Source organism: Okeania sp. SIO2F4 (assembly GCF_010672385.1).
Taxonomy (GTDB): Bacteria; Cyanobacteriota; Cyanobacteriia; order Cyanobacteriales; family Microcoleaceae; genus Trichodesmium.
On sequence record NZ_JAAHGT010000060.1, the window covers coordinates 1 to 21,133 of the forward strand.

12 protein-coding genes are annotated in these 21,133 nt (G+C 35.3%); 4 read left to right on the forward strand and 8 right to left on the reverse strand.

Annotated elements, in window-relative coordinates:
• Positions 1-443: 443 nt before the first annotated feature.
• Entirely contained in the window at positions 444-1,559 is a 1,116-nt protein-coding gene (locus F6K22_RS06360; protein ID WP_293094743.1) for a RuBisCO accumulation factor 1, read from the reverse strand.
• A gap of 640 nt (positions 1,560-2,199) precedes the next feature.
• On the opposite strand from F6K22_RS06360, the gene F6K22_RS06365 reads away from it, so the two are divergent.
• From F6K22_RS06365 to F6K22_RS06375, 3 genes are all read left to right on the forward strand, one after another.
• Complete coding sequence (locus F6K22_RS06365; RefSeq protein WP_293094746.1) at positions 2,200-3,138, forward strand: response regulator; 939 nt, start codon at positions 2,200-2,202, stop codon at positions 3,136-3,138.
• Positions 3,139-3,167: 29 nt separating this feature from the next.
• The gene (gene ubiE / locus F6K22_RS06370; protein ID WP_293094749.1) at positions 3,168-3,869 is read left to right on the forward strand and encodes a bifunctional demethylmenaquinone methyltransferase/2-methoxy-6-polyprenyl-1,4-benzoquinol methylase UbiE; all 702 of its coding nucleotides are present in this window, start codon (positions 3,168-3,170) and stop codon (positions 3,867-3,869) included.
• Between the two features lie 779 nt (positions 3,870-4,648).
• A complete protein-coding gene (locus tag F6K22_RS06375; protein ID WP_293094752.1) occupies positions 4,649-5,875 on the forward strand; it encodes a DUF445 domain-containing protein in 1,227 nt (408 codons plus the stop codon).
• A gap of 965 nt (positions 5,876-6,840) precedes the next feature.
• On the opposite strand, the gene F6K22_RS43025 is transcribed toward F6K22_RS06375, so the two are convergent.
• Positions 6,841-7,029, reverse strand: a complete 189-nt coding sequence (locus F6K22_RS43025) for a helix-turn-helix domain-containing protein (RefSeq protein WP_375340138.1) — start codon at positions 7,027-7,029, stop codon at positions 6,841-6,843.
• 372 nt (positions 7,030-7,401) lie between these two features.
• Here F6K22_RS43025 and F6K22_RS06380 point away from each other — a divergent pair, with 372 nt between their 5' ends.
• The gene (locus tag F6K22_RS06380) at positions 7,402-7,665 is read left to right on the forward strand and encodes a DUF3493 domain-containing protein (protein ID WP_293094755.1); all 264 of its coding nucleotides are present in this window, start codon (positions 7,402-7,404) and stop codon (positions 7,663-7,665) included.
• 492 nt (positions 7,666-8,157) lie between these two features.
• On the opposite strand, the gene F6K22_RS06385 is transcribed toward F6K22_RS06380, so the two are convergent.
• The 6 genes from F6K22_RS06385 to F6K22_RS06410 form a co-directional block, all read right to left on the reverse strand.
• Positions 8,158-8,388 carry a hypothetical protein gene (locus F6K22_RS06385; protein WP_293094757.1) on the reverse strand — a complete coding sequence of 77 codons (231 nt, stop codon included), beginning with the start codon at positions 8,386-8,388 and terminating at the stop codon, positions 8,158-8,160.
• A gap of 1,083 nt (positions 8,389-9,471) precedes the next feature.
• Positions 9,472-12,606 carry a translation initiation factor IF-2 gene (gene infB, locus F6K22_RS06390; protein WP_293094760.1) on the reverse strand — a complete coding sequence of 1,045 codons (3,135 nt, stop codon included), beginning with the start codon at positions 12,604-12,606 and terminating at the stop codon, positions 9,472-9,474.
• Positions 12,607-14,065: 1,459 nt separating this feature from the next.
• Positions 14,066-14,344: a YlxR family protein gene (locus tag F6K22_RS06395; protein ID WP_293094764.1), complete on the reverse strand. Its 279-nt coding sequence runs from the start codon at positions 14,342-14,344 to the stop codon at positions 14,066-14,068.
• A gap of 420 nt (positions 14,345-14,764) precedes the next feature.
• Positions 14,765-16,087 (reverse strand): transcription termination factor NusA, encoded by a 1,323-nt coding sequence (gene nusA / locus F6K22_RS06400; RefSeq protein ID WP_293094767.1) that lies wholly within the window; start codon positions 16,085-16,087, stop codon positions 14,765-14,767.
• A gap of 740 nt (positions 16,088-16,827) precedes the next feature.
• The gene (gene rimP / locus F6K22_RS06405) at positions 16,828-17,289 is read right to left on the reverse strand and encodes a ribosome maturation factor RimP (protein ID WP_293094770.1); all 462 of its coding nucleotides are present in this window, start codon (positions 17,287-17,289) and stop codon (positions 16,828-16,830) included.
• 1,546 nt (positions 17,290-18,835) lie between these two features.
• Positions 18,836-20,269: a hypothetical protein gene (locus F6K22_RS06410; RefSeq protein ID WP_293094773.1), complete on the reverse strand. Its 1,434-nt coding sequence runs from the start codon at positions 20,267-20,269 to the stop codon at positions 18,836-18,838.
• Between the last annotated feature and the right edge of the window lie 864 nt (positions 20,270-21,133).

Here is a 21,133-nt window from a genome sequence, read left to right on the forward strand (position 1 = left end):
CATGTCCGGTAGCATCGGTATTGTATAGCAAAGGTAGGGAACAGGGAACACTTAACTGGCAAGAATACTTAAGGGCAATAAAAAAAACTTAAATTTCCTGTAGATATTCACCCTTGGGTTTACACAAACGCGCCCCAGCGGACATGATATCATATGAAATCCGGGGGAATTGGACATAAAAAAAATCTCCTATCTTCATAACTACTAAATCGGCGTTGCACAATTTAGTTATGATGGAATCTGAAAGTAGATATTTTTGGATAACTATTTCCTCAATATATGTACACTTAAAAATCTATTATCATTCTTTAATGTGCAACTCCACTAAATCTTTATGATTTTCTCTCCTCCTGACTCCTGTAGGGGCAATTCGCGAATCGCCCCTACGATTCCTGACTTCTCCTCTTTCCCCCTACTCCGTACTCTATCTTTTCTCAAGATGACTATTCTTCAACTTGCCACAAGTCTTTAATAAGTTCTCCATCCAGAATCTTTTTAGGTCTTAATACTAGCAAAGCTCTTCCAAGTAAGGGTATATTAGGCTCCTCATCAAACCACTGCATTACTACTTTACCGTCTTGGTCTACAATAAAATATCCATCTTCATGCCATTGACGTTGACTTCTATCTATAATTAATAAAACTTCTTCAGTAGCACCGGGTATAGGATTAGGTAAGCGATCGCTATTTTCAACTATCGCTACTGGATCTTCTGCTTGCATGACAACTCGCCATCCCGGTATCGCTACCCAAGCACCCGCTCCACCAGAAAATTTGACTATTCTAAATGGTTCTACTTCCTCGACAATAGGTACTGCTTTCAAGTCTTCTGTGTTCAAAGGTAATTTTCCCACAACAGGTAAAATACGAGGTAACTCTTCTTCTTGCTCCAGTCGATAAACTGGTAAACGGGGAGCTGGTCTTTGGGAAACAACAGTAAAATCAGTTAATAGTTGTTCAAGCTGTTTTCTAGATGTTTGAGAATCTGCTAATTTAAGACCTTTTGCAATCAGACGAGACCTGTTTTGTAGGTCGTTTTGTTGCCTTGCTTGTTTCCAACATTGATAAGCTACTATATCTCCAGGGGAATCAGAAAATCCTTCTGGTATTGTTTTCATCCGAGCAAAATCTTTGATTGCTTTTGCTAAATCTTTAGCATCATCGACATCAAGATTGTGAGCAACTATAAACTCAGTTGCAATGATTCTTTGTTCCTGAGTTAAAATTCTCAATTCGTAAAGGATATCACTACCGGTTCTCTGGAAGCGTGATAGAACATCTGTTCTGCTTGAGGACATATTTTCCTTAATGTTGGCATTGACAAGACTTGTATATACTTGAGACCCGACTATTACCTGATTTTGCTGTACCGGTTCAAATCCTGTTTCCTCAAATATTTGCTGAGAAGTATATCCAGCTTTTTGTAGAGCAGCACAAGCATTTCCCCACTCTACCCAATTACCTTCTTTGCGACGCAGCAAACCAATTAAGTTTTCTGCATCTACTGGATATGTTGATTGTTGTTGCTGATTAGGGGAATTTTCTGGTGTTGCAGTCATAATTTAGAGCGCACCTTTTTTTGTTTGCAAATAAATAGAATATACTTTTGACCAGAAAATCAGGTCTCAAGTATCCCCTTTAAAGGGGATAAAAAGTGGTCGTTTAGCTAGCGCACAACTACGTTAACAGCTATCGCCGACATTAAAAGCGGAGTTTGGAGTAGGATGGGATGGCGAGGTTTTTCTCTGAATGCAGAGCCACTCGGCAATTCAAGTCGCTCCGCGTTAACGTGCGTTGTGCGTTAGCTAAATGCCATATCCAATCGATCAAGAGAAAAGAAAATTCAGTATTTCAAGCCTCCTACTGAAGTACGAGGTACTGTTAACTGATAACTGAAATGACCATGCTACCAAAGTTTGAGTGGCAGATTAGAGCTAGGCGCTTTTAACCCTGCTGATTTTTAATGATTCGCGGGATTTATCTGGATTTATCTAGTAGTCTCACTATGCTATAGTATATATCTATCATATATTGCTATGGCCTATAGATGTTCTGGGCTTAATCAACAATTAGCCTCATAAAGTAGTAAAGTAACAGTTGATAGCTATATAATTATTCAAAACTAGATATTTCTTTATAATTGATAAATACTATTACTATTATGCTACTTTAGAAATACAATTGAAGGGGTTTGTTTGAATGGAAGCAATTCCTCAAGAGTTAGATAGCATTAGAAGTCAACTGATGAGCCTAACCAGAAAAAAGAAACCTAAAATGCTGGTAGTAGATGATGAACCAGATAATTTGGACTTACTCTACCGCACCTTTCGACGAGATTTTAGTGTTCTCAAAGCTGAAAGTGGGATTAAGGCATTGGAAATTTTGGCCTTAGAGGGAGAGGTGGCTGTTATTATATCCGATCAACGGATGCCAGAAATGAAGGGTACAGAGTTTTTAAGTAAAACTTTGCCCCAGTTTCCTAATACAGTCAGAATTATTCTCACCGGATTTACTGATATTGAAGATTTGGTAGAGGCGATAAATTCTGGACAGGTATATAGGTATATTACTAAGCCTTGGGACCCAAAAGAACTAAAGGGAGTTGTAGAAAAGGCTGCACAGACTTATGAAGTTTTGAATCAACGTAGTGAATATCTAGAAAAGTCTCAAACTCAATTGGATTTGTTGAACAGGGTTGTCCATGTTTCTCAGAAGTCTGGGAGCATTGAAGAAACTTTGGCAGAAATTGCATCTATCTATAGTGAAACTTTTTCTACAGACCTGTGTATTTTACAATTAGTTGAGGATAATAGTTTAGGCTCAATTCAAGGATTAAATAGTAAGCTTGGTAAAATTGATAACTGGTTGGCTGATGACCCTCTGGCTATGGAAGCGATCGCTTCACAGAATGTACAATCTGTGATGAATGTTTCACAAGATACTAAGCTTTCTGATGTTGTACATTATCAGACTTCAGAAATAGAGGCTCATATTGTCATTCCAATTTCCTATCGCCAAAAACTTCTGGCCTTGATGTCACTGCAATGGCAAAAACCCAGTACACTACGGCCAGAAGAATTGAGTACAATTAATATCTCAGCTCAATTACTAGCATTGACTTTGAATAGCTTTGAATAGTTTGAAACTCAAAATTTTGACTTAATTCTATGATTGATGATTCCACAGAAGTTAAGGCCATATTTAACAAGATCGCCCCAGTTTATGACCAATTGAATGATTTATTAAGTCTGGGAATACATAAAATCTGGAAGCAAATGGCTGTAATGTGGAGCGAGCCTAATTATGGCTCTACTTGTCTAGATTTATGTTGTGGTAGTGGCGACCTGGCTTTTCTGCTGGCCAAGTGTGTTGGAAGTACGGGTCAGGTTTTTGGGGTCGATTTTTCTGTAGAGCAGTTGGCGATCGCTCGTAATCGCCAACCTCCTTTATTGGGTAAGATTAGTCCTATTCATTGGGTTGAGGCAGATGCTTTAAATATGCCTTTTACTGATAATTATTTCGATTGTGCTACCATAGGATATGGTCTGCGTAATGTCTCAGATATTCTCCATTGTTTGCAAGAGTTATATCGAGTCCTCAAGCCTAATGCTAAAGCAGCAATTCTAGATATGCATCGTCCCAGTAGTCCGGCTGTACTAGGGTTTCAAAAGTGGTATCTGGATACGGTTGTAGTTCCAATGGCTCGTAATTCTGGATTGACTAAGGAATACGCTTATATTGGTCCTAGTCTGACCAAATTTCCCACAGGATTAGAACAAGTTGAGTTAGCACATCAAGCCGGATTTGTCAATTGCAAACATTACCCTATTTTTGGGGGAATGATGGGAATGTTAGTAATTACGAAATAATTTTTTTAGTAATTGTAGCCAAGAAAGCAAAGGCTAGAACATCAAAAAATATTTTTGTGTTGGTTGAAATGCTGATAGATAAATTATTACTATAGTAGTTGACGTATTATTTTTCTAAAGGCAGATAATCTGAGTTGAATATTCACGGGACTAAAGTCACGGGTATTCTGAGTATTTGGACTATAAACTGGTTAAAACTATCTCATTCTCAATCTACTGGCTATCAGTTGACACATAACTCCAGTTTCAGTAGCTCAATCTAACTCTAAAAGCTTTAATCTATTTATGATTAACACCACATACATTATGCTTATTTTTGGATGTACATTTTTTTAGAGTAATTTTAGCTAAGTCAAGGCTATAATTGCCTGTTTAACCTAAGATTATTTCCAGTGGTGTAGTCACAATGAAATATACTATTATTTATTTAGACCATTCTTTATTACTTACCGAATTATTAATTATTAATTGTTAATTAAATAATTGTGGTTTAAAGCCTCCCCTTGGATAGGGGAAAAAAAGTGCTAGGATATTTCCCAATCTTCAATCCTCTCGGTTTTAACCAGAGGTAATTATCAATTATCCATTATCAATTATCAATTAATGAAAGGATATTTACTCGTCACAGTTGCAAAATAATTAAACTAACACCTTAATTATATTTTGCTTTACGCAAACTTAGCACAGTCCAGCTCAAACTGTCAAGCCTAAATGGCTCCCTTATTTTCATTTCCGCTCACCCATAGGCGGCTTTCAACTTTGCTTTTAGGTAATCAAAATTGTCTAATATCTGGATTTATTTTGTACCACCAATTGCAGGTGGAATTATTGGCTATTTCACTAATGATATAGCCATAAAAATGTTATTTCGTCCTTATCGTCCTTATTATTTTTTTAGGCGAAAGCTACCCTTTACTCCTGGATTAATTCCTGCTAACCAAGAACGTTTAGCAAAACGAGTTGCTGATACTATAATGGGTTCTTTGTTAACTCCTTCAGAGTTGCAAAATTTAGCACGTCGTTTATTACAAACTGAACGGATGGAAGCAGCTATTCTTTGGCTGCTGCGAATGTCTTTAGAACAATTGAAGCTTGATACAAATACGAGAAGTACTAAAATTCTGGCAAATATTCTGCGCGATCTATTAGGTCAATCTTTGCCACGACTTCTTAAAGTTTGGGCGAAGAGAGAAGATTTTTTAGAAGCTCAACTCAACCAAATTTTTGACCAGATTTTGCTAGAGTTTCAACTAACAGAAATGCAGGCAGCTCAACTATCAGATTGGCTGCTTAAAGTTGTTCTGCCACCAGATGTATTGAGACAGACTTTAATTGATTTTCTCACAGATCAAAATATTTCCATTATTGATGAAGGTTTTCGTGAAAAAACTAGTGGTACTTATTGGGTAGTAGCTAATTTGTTCGGGCTGCGTAATACTCTAACTAGGTTGAGGACTTTTTGTTTGGATGAGAGAGAGCTAACTAATCAACGCTTAAAGGAATTAATTACTGCATTGGGTGTCAAAGAAAGAATTCAGGAATGGTTACACAATCTTTCGATGCAAAATTTACCTGTTTCTACAGTACGTCAGTTAAGAAATACAATGCGGGATAGTGTTCGTTTGTATCTACAAGAACGTGGTGCTGATTTAATTCAGGCTGTAAGTTTATCTGTTGATTGGGAGCATATTGCAGATTTAATTATTAATCGTTTACAAGCATCATCAATAATGAATAGTTCTCTAGAGTTAGTTAGTCAAGAATTAGCTTTGATTTTAGAGCGTTATTTGGAGCAAGATTTAGAAAATATTGTTGCTATGGCAATTCCTATTTTAGATATCGATCAAGTGATTATTGACAGGATTAAAGGTACTTCTGCTGAAGAATTGGAAGTTGCTGTTAATGTTATTGTTAAAAATGAATTGCAAGCTATTGTTAATTTGGGTGGAGTTTTAGGTATTGTTGTTGGTTCGTTTCAGACAATTTTGTTGTTGCTACAAAGTTAACATCTTCTCATGTCTAAAGGTGAGGAGATTCCTATCTATCAATCAAACAATCGAAGCTGTTCAAATGACTTAAGGCGGATTTAAAAGAAAAAGTTGTACAGGATTATTCAATTACTTCAGTTGTAGCCTCAACCTTGGTTATCGGTTGAGTTATATTTAGAATATTTACAGCCATGGAATGTAGCACAATTTAATCAAGTTCCTCTGACATTTAGTTCTTTTCTACCTGCTTTGAATCCACAACAGCTACACTTTTGAGAAGTAGGTTTTTACCTATCAATAGTTCTAAACTCGCGACCATATTTTTAGAATTTTCCTTCCAGGAATATTCTAAATGTTCTCCAACCTAAATCTGATATTGCTCTTGATAATTTACGGTTTCTTACCATGCTAGAAACATTCAAAAATTCTCAAACAATTGTTTGAGAATTTTTAGTTATTCTGGTTGACAATTTATACAAGAAATCTGTAGGAATATCTTTGATTCTAGCATAGAGTTTAGCAGCCCTCAGTCTAGCCTTTTATCGAGGTTGACTACCAATTTCTTTACCAAATAATTAAGGTTTAAAGCCTCTCCTTTAAAGGAGAAACAAGCGGTCGTTTCGGCTGTCGCCGACATGAATGCGGAGCATGACCTTAGGATGGGATGGCGAGGTCTCCCACTCTTACAGAGCCACGTTTCATGTCGCGTTTGCGCAATTATTCCGTAGGAAAGCGAAACGCTTTTCATGTCGCGCAGCGAAATGCCATATCCAATCGACCAAGAGAAGAAAAAATTTTCCCTACCGTGTCAATCCTCTTCCTTTTAGGGAGAGGTAATTATCCATTATCCATTAATGAATGGATAGTTTACATTCAAATTTACCTAGCTTTTTGATATTTTTGTGAAGTGGCTTAGGAGCATCAATCTTTTTTCCAGAAGACAAAGTTGCAAATTTACTAATACCTAAATTTATATGCTTGGGTTATAAATAGTTTTTGTAATTAACTATTGCTGTTTTTTTCCTACCAGTTTTAAATTGTTCATTACAGAATGCTAAACTATCATTCCAAACTACTCGTATACATCCAAACACTAAGGCTATTTTAATTTTTGGCAAAGCATTTGGATAACATCTAAACTTATATCTTGCTTTAATTATTATCCTTATCAATAATATTTATATTAGAATATATTTATTCGCACATTGGGGGTATATATTAAAGATAAAACATTAAAAATTAGACTATCAAGTAAAAGATTAGATTAGATCAGCTTATATCCTTTAAATATATGAAAAAAGTATGACTCAAGTTGTTGAAGAGTTAATTGATAGCTTACCTAATCCAGAATTAAAGTCCACCTATAAGGGGGAGGCTTCAGACTCACTTTTTCGGTGAGGTAAAGTAAGGATAAACCTGAATGCTGAATACCATTAGCTTTCTACAAAATAAAGTTATATATCTTATATAAAGTATAAAGATTGTTCTCTCTGATTAATACTATTAACAATTAACAATACTGATTAAGTCTGTTTCTGAACACTATGCCAACTTCAAACTCGAACAATTCTCATCCTAAAACTAAACTTGATCCAGAAAAATATGCTCGCCTTAAAGCTGAATTAGATGCTCCTTATCGAGGATTACGAAAATTTATCTACGTGGCTTTCGGAGCTTCTGGTTTTATAGGAGCTTTTATTTATTTAGCAAAAATTATCGCCGGCCAAAATATAGGCTCTACTTTTCCTAATTTTGCTTTACAAGTAGGAGTTATGGCCTTGATGATTTGGCTGTTTCGTTTGGAGTAACAGACTCGGGTTTTTAGTATAGCACTACGCAAATAGGGCGCGGACATTTATAAATGCTCAAACTCAGTCAGGGATTATTTCTGACTTCTGACTTCTGACCAATGAAACCCTGTGCCACATGAAATTCAGGAATGATAAGTCCAATTGTCGCCCCTTGTACTTCAAGTCATAAAAGTTTACATTTTGTCACAATGATATATATTTGGCCATAAAAATATAAGAAAATAAAGAAAATATTACGAAATTACCGATCCCTGTCAAGTTATTGTCAAATAGTATATATAAATCAATTGAGGTCAGCTAATATAAAGACCTTAAACTTTCATTGGGGTTAACTAATATAAAAACCCTAAATATAAAAAGTCTGTTTTTAAAAGCAAAATGCCTAGTTCTATATTTGTAGAACTAGGCATTTTTTGATTTACTAATGTTTTAATGATTCTCGCAAAATCAAAAAACTAATCTAGAAAAATGTAACATAGCTTACTTTTTTTAGTAAGCTAGTGTTTCGAGAGTTTCTCGTAAATATAAACTAACTTGTCTATCTAAAGGTATATTGTGCCGATCGTTACTATTAACTTTACGTTCTAATTGCCATCTCTGAAATCCTGAAGTTAAAGCGATCGCTTGCTTCAAACTATCCCAAATTCGAGGTTCTGCCTCATTTTTTGTAATTGCTTTGGCTGAGTTATTTTTCCAAGAATTAGCATTAAGATTACTCATAAAATTTACCTAATGAATAAAGGACACACTTTTAGTGCTAAAATTGCTGATATTTCAGCTTCTTCTTCTTTAAAGATAACTCACTAGCCATAAATCAGACATTCCTATCAGATTATATATGTCATCAAATCTTGACTTTTAGATTCAATATTTACTCAAAAAAAATCAATTTGAAAAAAGGGTTGTGCTGCATAGTAATGGTGAAAATATACATTTTTTTCCCACACTTCCCACACTCCCCACACTCCCCACACTCCCCACACTTCCCACACCCCTCACACTTCCTATACCATTACTATGCACCACCATCGAAAAAAGAATATTAGAAATAATTTAGAAGGCTTGAAAGATTTGAGGCATGATTTTTAGTAGAATAAATATCATATCAAATCTACTTATTTTCGGAGAATAAGATGCTACCATCAGTATTAGCAAAAACTCTAAGTTGGGTAGGGTTTGGTGACCAAGCACCTAGGAGGCATCAATTGTAACGATACTACCAGATTTAATATCACTCCTTACTTTAAGAAATGCTATTTAACCTACATTCCGCACTTCAAGATGAATTATCAAACAAGGAGTCAGGAGTCAGGAGTCAGGAGTCAGAATTCAGGAGAAAATCATAGTGGTAACTTAATAAGTAAACAATTAAGTAAGCATTTATGCTTAATATTTTCCTGAGAATTTGACAAAAGAGAAAGATCAATGAAGATGATTTATACAGTATAAATACTTACTAAGCCACAGATTTTTATACTACTTTTAATGTTACAATTTGACCTGTAGAATATGGTATTTAAGATATTCCTCTAACCTGACTCACTCAATGTCAGGTAAATTTTAACTTCTAGCAATAATAACTTATTTGTAGCCAACATTTATAAAGGCTGGTATTACTCCCCTCTGGTCGATCCAAATAAAGCATAATGGTAAGGAACTTCCAGAAATTATCTCCTACTTACCACTCTTAGAGGTAATTTTGGTCTAGAATACTTGAAATATGATTATAAATACTAATTTAACGTTATCTAAATTGTGTGTATTTATTTAGATAACGTTAAATCCAAGTTGATGCTAACTACTTTAGGTAGATAGTTTCCGACGCTTAGTTACCATTTGGTAACCTTCAATTATATCACCTTCACTCCAATCATTAAAGCGGTCGAAACTAATACCACATTCATAACCTGCATTTACTTCTTTCACATCATCCTTCATACGTCTGAGGGAGTCTAATATACCTTCATGTATAACTTCTCCATTGCGACGTACTCGCACTTTACAATTACGGACAACTTTACCAGAAAGTACATAGCAACCTGCAACAGCACCACGGTTAATTGCAAACACAGCACGGACTTCTACTTCACCTAATGGCTCTTCTACTAGCTCAGGATCTAACAGACCTTCCATTGCCCCTTGAATATCATCCAAGAGTTTGTAAATAACATCGTATTCTCTGACATCTACTCCAGCAGCATCTGCAGCCGGACGCGATCCTGATGCCATGGTCGTATTGAAGCCAATAATCACCGCTTCACTAGCTGCTGCTAAATCAATATCTGTTTCTGTAACTTCTCCAGCTCCGGATAGTAGTAACCTTAGTTGAACTTCCTTTTGAGGTAGCTGTCGTAGAGCTGCAACAATAGCCTCTATTGAACCTTGAACATCCGCTTTTAATATCAAGTTAAGTTCCTTGAGTTCTCCCTCCTGAGCACGAGCTGAAAAAGTACCCAAAGTGGTTCCGCCACCCATAATCCGCGATTCTCTTTTCGCTTCTGCTCTTTCCGTTGTAATAGCTGAAGCTTCTTTTTCATTCTCAAATACTTCAAACTCATCACCAGCTTGAGGGACATCTCTAAGACCAAGAACTTCTACAGCAAAGGATGGACTAGCTTTGTCTACTCGATGACCTTGGTCATCTATCATGGCCCGTACTTTTCCATAGACTGAACCAGCAACTACAATATCTCCTACTTTTAAAGTTCCATTTTGTACTAACAAAGTAGCTACTGGACCTCTTGCTTTATCTAAATTAGCTTCAATAACCGTACCTTTGGCCAAACGTTCTGGATTAGCTTGTAAGTCTTCTACTTCTGACACCAGCAAAATCATTTCCAGCAAAGTATCCAAATTTTGTTTCTGGATAGCACTAACTGGAACCATAATTGCATCTCCACCCCACTCTTCAGGTACGAGACCATGTTCCATCAATTCCTGTTTAACGCGGTCTGGGTTAGCCTCTTCCTTATCAATTTTGTTAATAGCTACTATCAGTGGTACTTCTGCTGCTTTAGCATGGCTGATAGCTTCTATAGTTTGTGGTTGTACCCCATCATCTGCGGCGACAACCAAAATAGCAACATCCGTAACTCTTGCCCCCCTAGCTCGCATTGCCGTAAAAGCTTCGTGACCAGGAGTATCTAAGAATACTACTTGCTGCATTTTGCCTTCATGTTCCACATCAACATGGTAAGCTCCTATATGTTGAGTAATACCACCTGCTTCCCCTGCTGCTACTTTAGTTGTACGAATAGAGTCTAGGAGACTGGTTTTTCCATGATCGACGTGTCCCATAATTGTTACAACTGGAGGACGACGTTGAAGAAGTTCCAAGTCAGCATCTTCGAGCATTTCCGTTTTCTTAGCTGCTGATTGCTCTTGTGGAATTTCTATCGGTATTCCTTCCTCTTCTACTACCATTTCTATGGTAGGAATATCTAAGCTTTCAGTAATATTGACTGCTATACCTTTCATAAACAGTCTTCTAATAATCTCTGTTTCTGGCACTGCTAAAGCTAATGCTAATTCCTGAACTGTCATGGAAGCACTAATGACTAACTTTTCTACAGGTTTTAGTTCAGCAGGTTGAGTTTGTTCGCTACTTTCAGACTTGACAGATTCACGGGATTGACTAGATTTCTTTTTAATGTTGTTGAAATTATTGCTACCAGACTGGGGCTTATTTTTTTCGGCAAAACTTTTTGGTTTTGCCGGACGAGCTAAAGATAAACTCATTGTTACTGGTGCAGGCTTATTCAAAAGTTCTGCTAATTCTTCATCTTCATCTTCTAGGACAGGTTTTGGACGGAGACGTTTGGTCTTAGCAGTAGATTTAGCATTTTTCTGAACAATTTCGCTGGGATCTTCTTCTTCTTCTTCTTCCCACTTTGAACCTTTCTTCGGTTTTGCTAGAGTCGGCTTATTTGGAGCTATTGCTTTTCGTCTTGGTTTTTCTAAATCATAATTTACTGTTTCTATGACATTATCTTCTTGCTCTTTTTCTTCCACATCTAAAACAATATCTGTTGGTTCTTCTGTAACAGATGTTGTTAGTTTCGGCTTTGGTGCAAGTTGAGGTTTCTTTTCTTGAACTTGTTTTAGTTTAACTGTAGGCTTCTCTCGATGTTTTGGCTTTGATTGAGGGGAAGTTTCAGGGACTGGAGGAGATTTTTTGACACTTTCTCTATCTCTATTGGGAGTATCTTTCTTATCTTTTTTAGATAAAAATGGCTGTTTTTCAGCAGGTTTTTCTTCTTTATCTTTTCTTTTTTTATCTTCTTGCTTTGGTTTTTTGTTTTTTTGATTGGGCTTACTAATGTTAGTATTTCGTGGATTTCGATTTAAGCTAGGAGGAGCTGGCCTTGCCGGTGGAGCTACTAGCTTTGGTACTTCTGATGTTGGCTTTTCAGTAGTATCTTTTTGATCGGCAGTATGGTCTTTGTTTAATGGTTTATTCGGATGTTGTACCAGAGAATTATTGCCTACTTCTAATCCAGATTTATCTTTTACTACCTCTGACTTGAGGGGAGAATTTGGCTTTGGTCTACTGACTGGTTCAAGTTGGTTATCTAATACTGAAGGATTTGGAGGAGTTGCCACTAAATTATTATCTATTTTGCTGTAATTTTTTTGTTGAGATTTTTCTAATAATGGTTTAGGTTTGCGTATTTCTAGTATCTGCTGTTTTTTCTGTTCGTTATAATTTGAAGCTGAATCTGATGAGTGAGAGTTAATTTTTTCTGGAGTGGCAGACTTACTGGGAGAGTGGGGTAAGTTTTCTGCCGTGGTGCGAATTAGTTCTGCTTCTGATTCTGTAATAGTGCTACTATGACTCTTCACTGATATGTTGAGCCTTTGACAAACTGCTAATATATCTTTGTTATCCAAATTCAATTCCTTTGATAATTCGTAAATTCTTACTTTTCCATTGTTCATCCACTCTACCCTCTCTTATAAGATATCTATTTTTACATTGTCATAATGTTGATTTAAGGACTACACTACAATCATACTAGCTTTATGTTCAGTTTTGTGGCTGAAAAGGTTTTTTTTAGTTTTCACCTTAGCAGTTTCCGAACTTGGGAGTAATTGCTTGGTAATTTAATATATGATATTTTTTATAATCAAAACTATATTTCAGATGTAGAAGTTAGTATTTCAGACTAATGATTCTAGAAGTTTGGTAACTATATATCTTTACTTTAGAGCTGATTGAGCGACTAAATCTTAAGAGACTTAACTCCTTTCTATACTTAGGTTTTATGATTTATGGATCGGGCTCAACTAAGTTCGACCAGACCTAGGTTAAATAACAGTTTTCCTGCAGAATGTTTCGCAAACAGCTCAGTTAATGAATCAGCTCTTAGCTCTTAATAGTTTAAGTTGAAGATAATACATTTAGTTATACTTCAGGCCAGTTTATGTTTTTTCCTTTTAGATTGTTGATTTTTATACCTATAATATCTCTGATACTTAAGTTAATGGTCTGATTTTATAAATATCACTGATATACTATTATATCTAAATCTATTTAGATTTGACATTCATTTACTGGAGAGTACAAAGTTCTGCTAAAAAACGATTTGCTTATCTGACTGAAAGTATTACTGGAAAAGGCTTATAGCACCTAAAGTTCTGAATGGAAAGTTTCTCACCTTAAGACCCCTGAAAGCCTTAGATAGCAATAGTTATTCCAAGAACTTTGCACTGTCTAGTCATTTATTTACTGGACTAAACTCACAGGTATTATGCTTCAGGCAACATAAAACAGGTCAGCCTTACTTAGCTGAGGTTGCTTAAACAGAGGATAAATCTACTTGTTTAAACTTCTCATAAGTTGAGGAAAAGGGAATTTCCCTATCTGTTCTATTTAAATCCTCAAATCATCGATCGCCATTACACCATTTTACAGATATAGATTTCTGTAGGCTTTACCTGCTCTAAGAATAGACAGGACATAAAAATCCTAACCATTGAGCAATATTTTAACTCTTCGTTCCAATCAGAGTTGCATTTATAACTGTTATAACTGCTTTGATAGCTCTATACCTATTTATACCTAGTAATATAGTTATAAGCAATCAAACATCTAAAAATTTCTCAATATTCTCAATTATTATTTCCATAATAGCATTAATTCTGGAAATATGATTGAATTTTAATGTGGCTTACTATCAATGTTGGTTTTGAGGGTAGTTGCTTTTTTAGAAGTATTTTACTGTGGCAACTTTTATGGTAACAGTCTTTGTCATTTTTTGCTTGTCTCAATACTCTCCTAGTTATCTATAGTTCTATATCAGATTAGACTAAATTAGATCCTAAATGTTTAACTGCTAGAGAATATACAAATTAATAATGGTTTTTAATTTGTTTGGTGAAATTATTTTAAGTATTATCAGTAGTGACTTTCGGTAGCTTTGGATGATGAGTTTTCCAATCTTTGCCATAGTGATTGGTATATTTCTGTTGGTACATAAGCTTTAAGTGAACGGCCTAACTTATTTTTTTTATCGGCAATTTTCAAACATTCCACTTGTGGACAAATGTAAGCTGAACGACCTTCTCCCTCGTCTAATCTAATAGTATCAGATTGTTTGATCCGAACAACTCGCCAAAATTCTTCTTTAGGAGCCAGTTTTTTACAACTAACACACCGACGGTAATTTTGTTTCATTTTTGATCTGTTTTTTTAGTGATTTTTTTAGTCTATTCTTTAAATTTGTTTGAGAACAATCAGTCAATATAAACCAATATTTTCATGGATACTCTCTATAATTAATCTTTACTTCAATCCATGATTTTTATGATTATTGATGATTCAGTTTTCAAGCCAGGATTCTCAAAAGTATAAATCTTAATCTACTTTATTTATTCAAAATTAAGTCTAGGGAATATTAGCATTTTTGTCAAAATATAATTCTACAAATTAATACCCAGAGAAGGTGCTATTAGATAGTAAATTTGTTCTGAATTCACAAAATCTTCTCTGAGTAATAAATCTTAATTATTTCATCAAATGTGAGGAGATTGAATTAATTAGATTAATTATGAATTTAACTAATGAGCTTGAACCCCAAAATTATTACCGTTATACCTAAGTCAATTCCACAGGATATTCAGTTTCACTTTCATCAACCTCTAAAGAATCATCTGGTTCGTCAAAATTTTCGTCAAAAGTATTTTCTATTACTTCTAATTCTGGTTCCTCAGTTCCATTTTCTTCTTGTTCAGCTAATGCTTGACGATGAGAAACTTCAGCGGCAACTTTGCTATCTTCTTCAGCATGGTCATATTTACCAGTGTCCTTAATATCAATTTTCCACCCTGTCAAGCGAGCAGCGAGACGCACATTTTGTCCTTCCTTACCGATCGCCAAACTAAGTTGGTCTTCAGACACCAAAATATGAGACCTCCTTTCCTCTGGATCGATCAAACGAACTTCATCTACTCTAGCTGGACTAAGAGAATTGGCGATATATATAGAAGGGTCTGGAGACCAGCGAATTACATCTATTTTTTCACCCCTCAATTCATTCACCACTACCTGAATTCTCGATCCCCTTGCACCAATGCAAGCTCCTACAGGATCTACATCCCTTTCTAGAGTATCAACTGCTATTTTAGTCCTTGGCCCAACGTGTCGGGATGGCGGATTGGCCTCTCTGGCAACTGCGACAATTCTCACTATTTCGTCTTCAATTTCTGGGACTTCATTTTCAAATAAATAAACCACTAAACCAGCATCAGCTCTGGACACAAGTAACTGAGGTCCACGAGTTGAGCCTTCACAGACCCGCTTCAGATAGACTTTGAAAGTAGCATTAGCACGGTAGTTGTCGTTAGGCAGTTGTTCTCGTTTAGGTAGTTCAGCTTCTACTTCTGGTCTACCAAAGCCACTACTTACAGCTAAGATAACTGACTGTCTTTCAAATCTCAAAACTCTGGCTTGAAGAACTTCTCCTTCTAAATCTTGAAATTCTTCTTGAATCATCTTTCGTTGCTGATCCCGTAGCTTTTGAGCTAATACTTGTTTTGTTTGGATAGCAGCCATACGACCAAATTCATTTTTATCAGGTGTTACGTCCAAGAATACTGTGTCATTTAACTGTGCTTCTGAAGCTACTTCTAGAACTTCTTGTAGAGCTATATGGTGATCTGGATTAGTTACTTCTTCAACAATGGTTTTAGTAGCTAATACTCGATAGCCTTCTTCTTCAATATCCAACTCTATTTCAAAGTTATCAAAGTAATCATCTGTGAAATGGACTCCATCTAGACGTTGAGTCCGTCGGTAGCGTTCATATCCTTTTAATAAGGCTTCTCGTAAAGCAGTCTGAACTGCTTGTTTTGGTAAATTGCGTTCTTTACTGATATTTTCGATCAAGTCTCTAAGTCCAGGCAAACTAACCATTGACATAATTTTTTATCCTCCAAATTTTGATAAATTATAGTTATTGAGGCGAATTGGTTTAAATCTTCGTGAAATCAGGGCATTAATAATTTAGATATTCAAGTGCAGTATTTTTTGGTTTTTTTGAGAGCTTATATATTGGAGATAGAAAAAACTAGGAAAAAGGACAAATATGAACTATTGGTGTTGGACTTGTATCTAGTTAAGACCGATCCATTTTCAGGAGACTATTAGGAGTTTGATCTTCCTTTACAGGATGTAAAACCCTAATTTTTGATTCTGGATGTGTAAGTCCTACAAATTATCAAACAAGAGACCTAAACCATAATATTTGCCCCTATTACATTTTCTATTTTCCTTTAATTAAATCAGCTATTGGTACTTAGACATTTTCTGGTTGAAAAAATGGGTCAAAGTCAGTCTAGACAAAGGAATTACGTCGATGACCTAAAAATGGCTAAAACCCTTGCTGATTAAGGATTTATACCTTTTTGACGTCAAAGCCTCTGCCAGTCTATATTTGATCCTATTTTTTGGTTCTATTTTGTGTAAGTCCCACTATTTGTTTTTTTTGGTCATGCTCTGCAAACAGCGTGTAGCAAGATATTATTTGCCTAACTCCTTAAAAAACCTGAGTAAAATCATTGGGGTTACAGAAGTTGGATGGTTACTCCAAAGTTAAACATCTCCTTTCAAACCCTGAAAATCTGATAAGTGCTGAGTATAGACTTCTTTTTAATTTTTATCTACCTTCCTTCTTGTAATTCAACGGTACTAATAAGAGAACGTGGAATACTCGCTTGTCGCCCCTTTTGGTTAATGTAAACGGCTGTTTGATCGCGACGAACAAGTTGTCCTGTCCAGTTATTTTTACCTTTATAGGGTTCGGAAGTATTGATAGTTACACGAAAGCCTTTAAAGGCAATGAAATCTCGGTCATTATCCAAAAACTTAGAAATACCAGGACTGGATATTTCTAATAGATATGGTTCCGGAATTATATTTACTGCATCTAGTTGTTCTTCTATGGCATGACTCATTCGTTCACAGTCATCTAAACCTGTGTCTTGATGAGGGTGTCGAATGTCTAATCGTAGAACTGGAGGATGTTGGTTGGTATGAAATACTGCTCCTACTAATTCCAATCCCAGGGATTCAGCAATAGGGGTAGCAAATTTGATAATTTGTGGTATTAATGGGTGACTCATGGGACAAATGCAACAAAAAAAGTGGGCTTTACCCACTCCCCGTTGACAATTTTGACATCCTCTCCGCCATATAACGGATATAGATTACTACCGAGCTTTCTCCTCGGTGGGTTGACGCTTAATTGGCTGCTGCCCCCACTCCTTTAGTTGCCCTCCTGGGAGGGGATAGGGGAGGGTTACGCTTGCCTCCACGTCCATTTAATTCTCGGACTGCCCGCCCGCGACTAATATATTGAATGTCGCATTCTCCGAAGCGGTAGTGCCTACTACCTCTGAAATTTTATCTCTTTTTGGTCTTATGGTCACTCCTCAGACTATTACCGTAGCCCAGCGACCAAAGCATCTTATTTAATTTACCATTTATTTGTGTTATTTGCATTCTTAGGCAACATAGCTCCGAATTCCCATAGAACGTTCCCTTACAAAATAAGATAATTTGGGTCTGATTTCGAGATATTGACAACAAATTATACAAATTTTATTTAGAGAATGTTCTCTTGTTTGCTTGATAGAATTGAAAAAATTTAATAGTTAAGTTGAAATTATACTTAAGGCAAGAGTTTTACTGCTTTGGGTTTACTCCATTTACCAAATAATTAATTATTAATTATTGATCGTTAAGGTTTAAAATATCTCATTTTCAGGAGAAAAAAATAATTCACTATATTCCTTATTCCTTTTAGTCAATCCTATTCTTAACTAGCTATCAGCTTTTTGAGCGATTGTTAAAATTCCCTGCTTCTATAAGCAGAATTTTTTAGGATAGGTTTAAATCCCCTTCTTGTACGTTAAAATAATACGACTGATTGCTGATTGCTGACCGCTTCTTTAAAAATAAGAGGTAGTTATTAATTGGGTAGTCCTGCATGGTAATGGTGAGGATATATATTTTTGGCGTTGCTGAAACACGGTATGAAATTGCCAAGAATGTAAGTTTTAAGTCCAAAATTAAGAGTGCAAATCATACCTAGAACCTAGCCAAAGTTGCGGAAAAAACTCCTTTCTACCTCCTGACTCCTGACTTCTGACTCCTGACTCCTTGAATATCATACATTTATTCACCAACGCCATATTTTTTAATTTCTCCCACACTCCCCATCTCCCCATCTCCCCATCTCCCCATCTCCCCCCACTCCCGGTGCTTCCTTTACCATTACTATGACCACCACCATTAATTGTTGAACCCCTAAGAATATAACTAGCCTATGCTACTTATTAGTTCTAATTAGGGCTTAATCAAAAAATTATGTGAGGGTAGGAGGTGGGTAATAGCAACTCTTGCAATAGTTTTACTATTAATTTTTCTCAATTTTTCCTTCACCTGACTGGGGAAAATATCAAAAAATTGATATTGATTTAGTCATTTTATTACGCTTTTTTCAATCATAGGATTATAGGAGCACTTAAACTTTTGATATATATCGATTCTAGATTTATTCACCAGACTATACTTAGCTACTGAAACATTTATACTATCAACTTTTTGTCAACAAGCAAGGTTATTTTGTTCCCTAGTCATGTTTGATTATCTTTTAAAGTTATAGTTTTAAGATTGATTAGCTTTAAGCTGTAATTGTCTGGTTTCTTCTAAAATTTTCTCCACATCTTCGTCACTCATCCGCATCACATAGTTAATCTTTACTTCTTCAAGAAATGCTGATACTAAGGATTGAAGTTCTTCTAAAGTGTGTTCCTCTTGTAATTCTGCACCTAGAACTTTACTGAAGCGTTGAACTAACTGTTCGGATAATTTTGTTCCCTCTGCATCTGCCATTGCAGCTTTAACTGTTTCGTAGGTATTTTGGGGTCCTTTAGTAGCAAGATTGGATAATTCTTTGACTAATCTTTCGGATAATTGATTGGCTAAGTTTTCTACTCCTGGTATTTGCTGAAATCTCTGAAATGCAGGTGATTCTGCAACTATTTTTTCTACGTTGTAACGGATTAAAGCTTCTATATCTGATTGAATTTCAGGTATTACTTTACAGACAGTTATTTGTACTAATCTAGCGCCGATCGCTTCGATTTCATTTATATTATTTAGATCGATATAAGTTCGATCTTGAGAGGAAAATATTCGCTTGGCTAGTTCACCATTTTTAACGTCTTTTTGCACCTGATTAATTACTTGCATTACTACTACTTCTGTTAGTTCTTGAGCAATAGCAGCAAGAAAACCTCGACTAGCTTGTGCCCTGATTGTTTCAAGGTTAATAATTTGAGCATCATTGAGACGAATTGTCACAGGAATTATCCGCAATAATTGTAGAAATGGTAATAGTAGAAAAATATCGTACCACCGCCATAGCATTGCTTCTAGCCAATTAACACTAGAATAACGACGACTAATTAAAAATGTTCTACCTAAAAATTCTAAACCAAATATAATTATAAATGGTAGGTCAATTATGCCAAAATAATCAGTTAATCCTCCACTTTCACCAATACCACGATAATAATTTTTAGCAATTAATGGTTGAATGTCTTTTTCAAACCATTTAAGTTCTTTAATCAATCCTTTTTGTGTTAAATATTGTTCGCTCCATAAGGTTCTAAATGATTCTTTGGCTGAATCTTCGGGATTAGGAATTCGATCTCTAATCCGATTTTTAATTTTTTCTAAAGATCCACTTTTATTGGCAACTGCAAAAGGATTTTGATCGATCATTTCAACACTTAGTTCTCGTAATTCTGCTAACTGTTTTTTCACTTCTACAGAATTACTACCTTGAGGAATTTTGGCTTTGAGTTTGTCAAAGTTATTTAAGTATTTTTCTGTGTCTCTATTAGGTTCAATTCCTTTTATGGGATCGTATATTTTTGTAAGTCGGGGAATATGATCGAAATAGATATCTCTAAAAGTGATATAGGTCATATTGAATAGCACTAGGGTTAAATTTACTAGGGCTAAAAGTGCCATGATTCTTTCAAATATGGGTATTTTACGATATTTTTTGCGGAGAGATTTTGTAGTTGTCATTTATGATTTATTGGTTTATATATTATTTGCGATATTTAATATTTTATATTTTTTGAGATTCCTACAGATTATTAGACTTAAATTTTTAACAATATCTAAAAATCATGAAGAAAATAGTAAATCCAGTTTCTGTGACTTTCTGAACTCATTAAACTCAGGATTTTCCTATTGACTATAGATAATTTTCTCAGTATGATCGTCTTTAAACTCTCAACAAAAGAAATATAAAATTGAAAATCTAATCGGAACAATGATTTTTAATTCTCAATCAGATAAATAAAAATTGAAAACCTAATCAAATTTACCTGGTTTTTTTTCCTAGAGGTTGTCTATAACTATAACGCTATAGTTTTGACTAACTATATCCAATCAAGATTTGGGCGTCACTCTCCACACAGAGAAATTTCCCATTGACTATTAATAATTTTCTCGGCACAATGATTTTTGAGTCTCAATCAGATAAATAAAAATTGAAAACCTAATCAAATTTACCTGGTTTTTTTTCCTAGAGGTTGTCTATAACTATAACGCTATAGTTTTGACTAACTATATCCAATCAAGATTTGGGCGTCACTCTCCACACAGAGAAATTTCCCATTGACTATTAATAATTTTCTCGGCACAATGATTTTTGAGTCTCAATCAGATAAATAAAAATTGAAAACCTCATCAAATTTACCTGTTTTTTTTTCCTAGAGGTTGTCTATAACTATAACGCTATAGTTTTGACTAACTATATCCAATCAAGATTTGGGCGTCACTCTCCAGACAAACAAACTTTCCATTGACTATTAATAATTTTCTCGGAACAATGATTTTTAATTCTCAATCAAATAAATGAAAAATTGAAAACCTCATCAAATT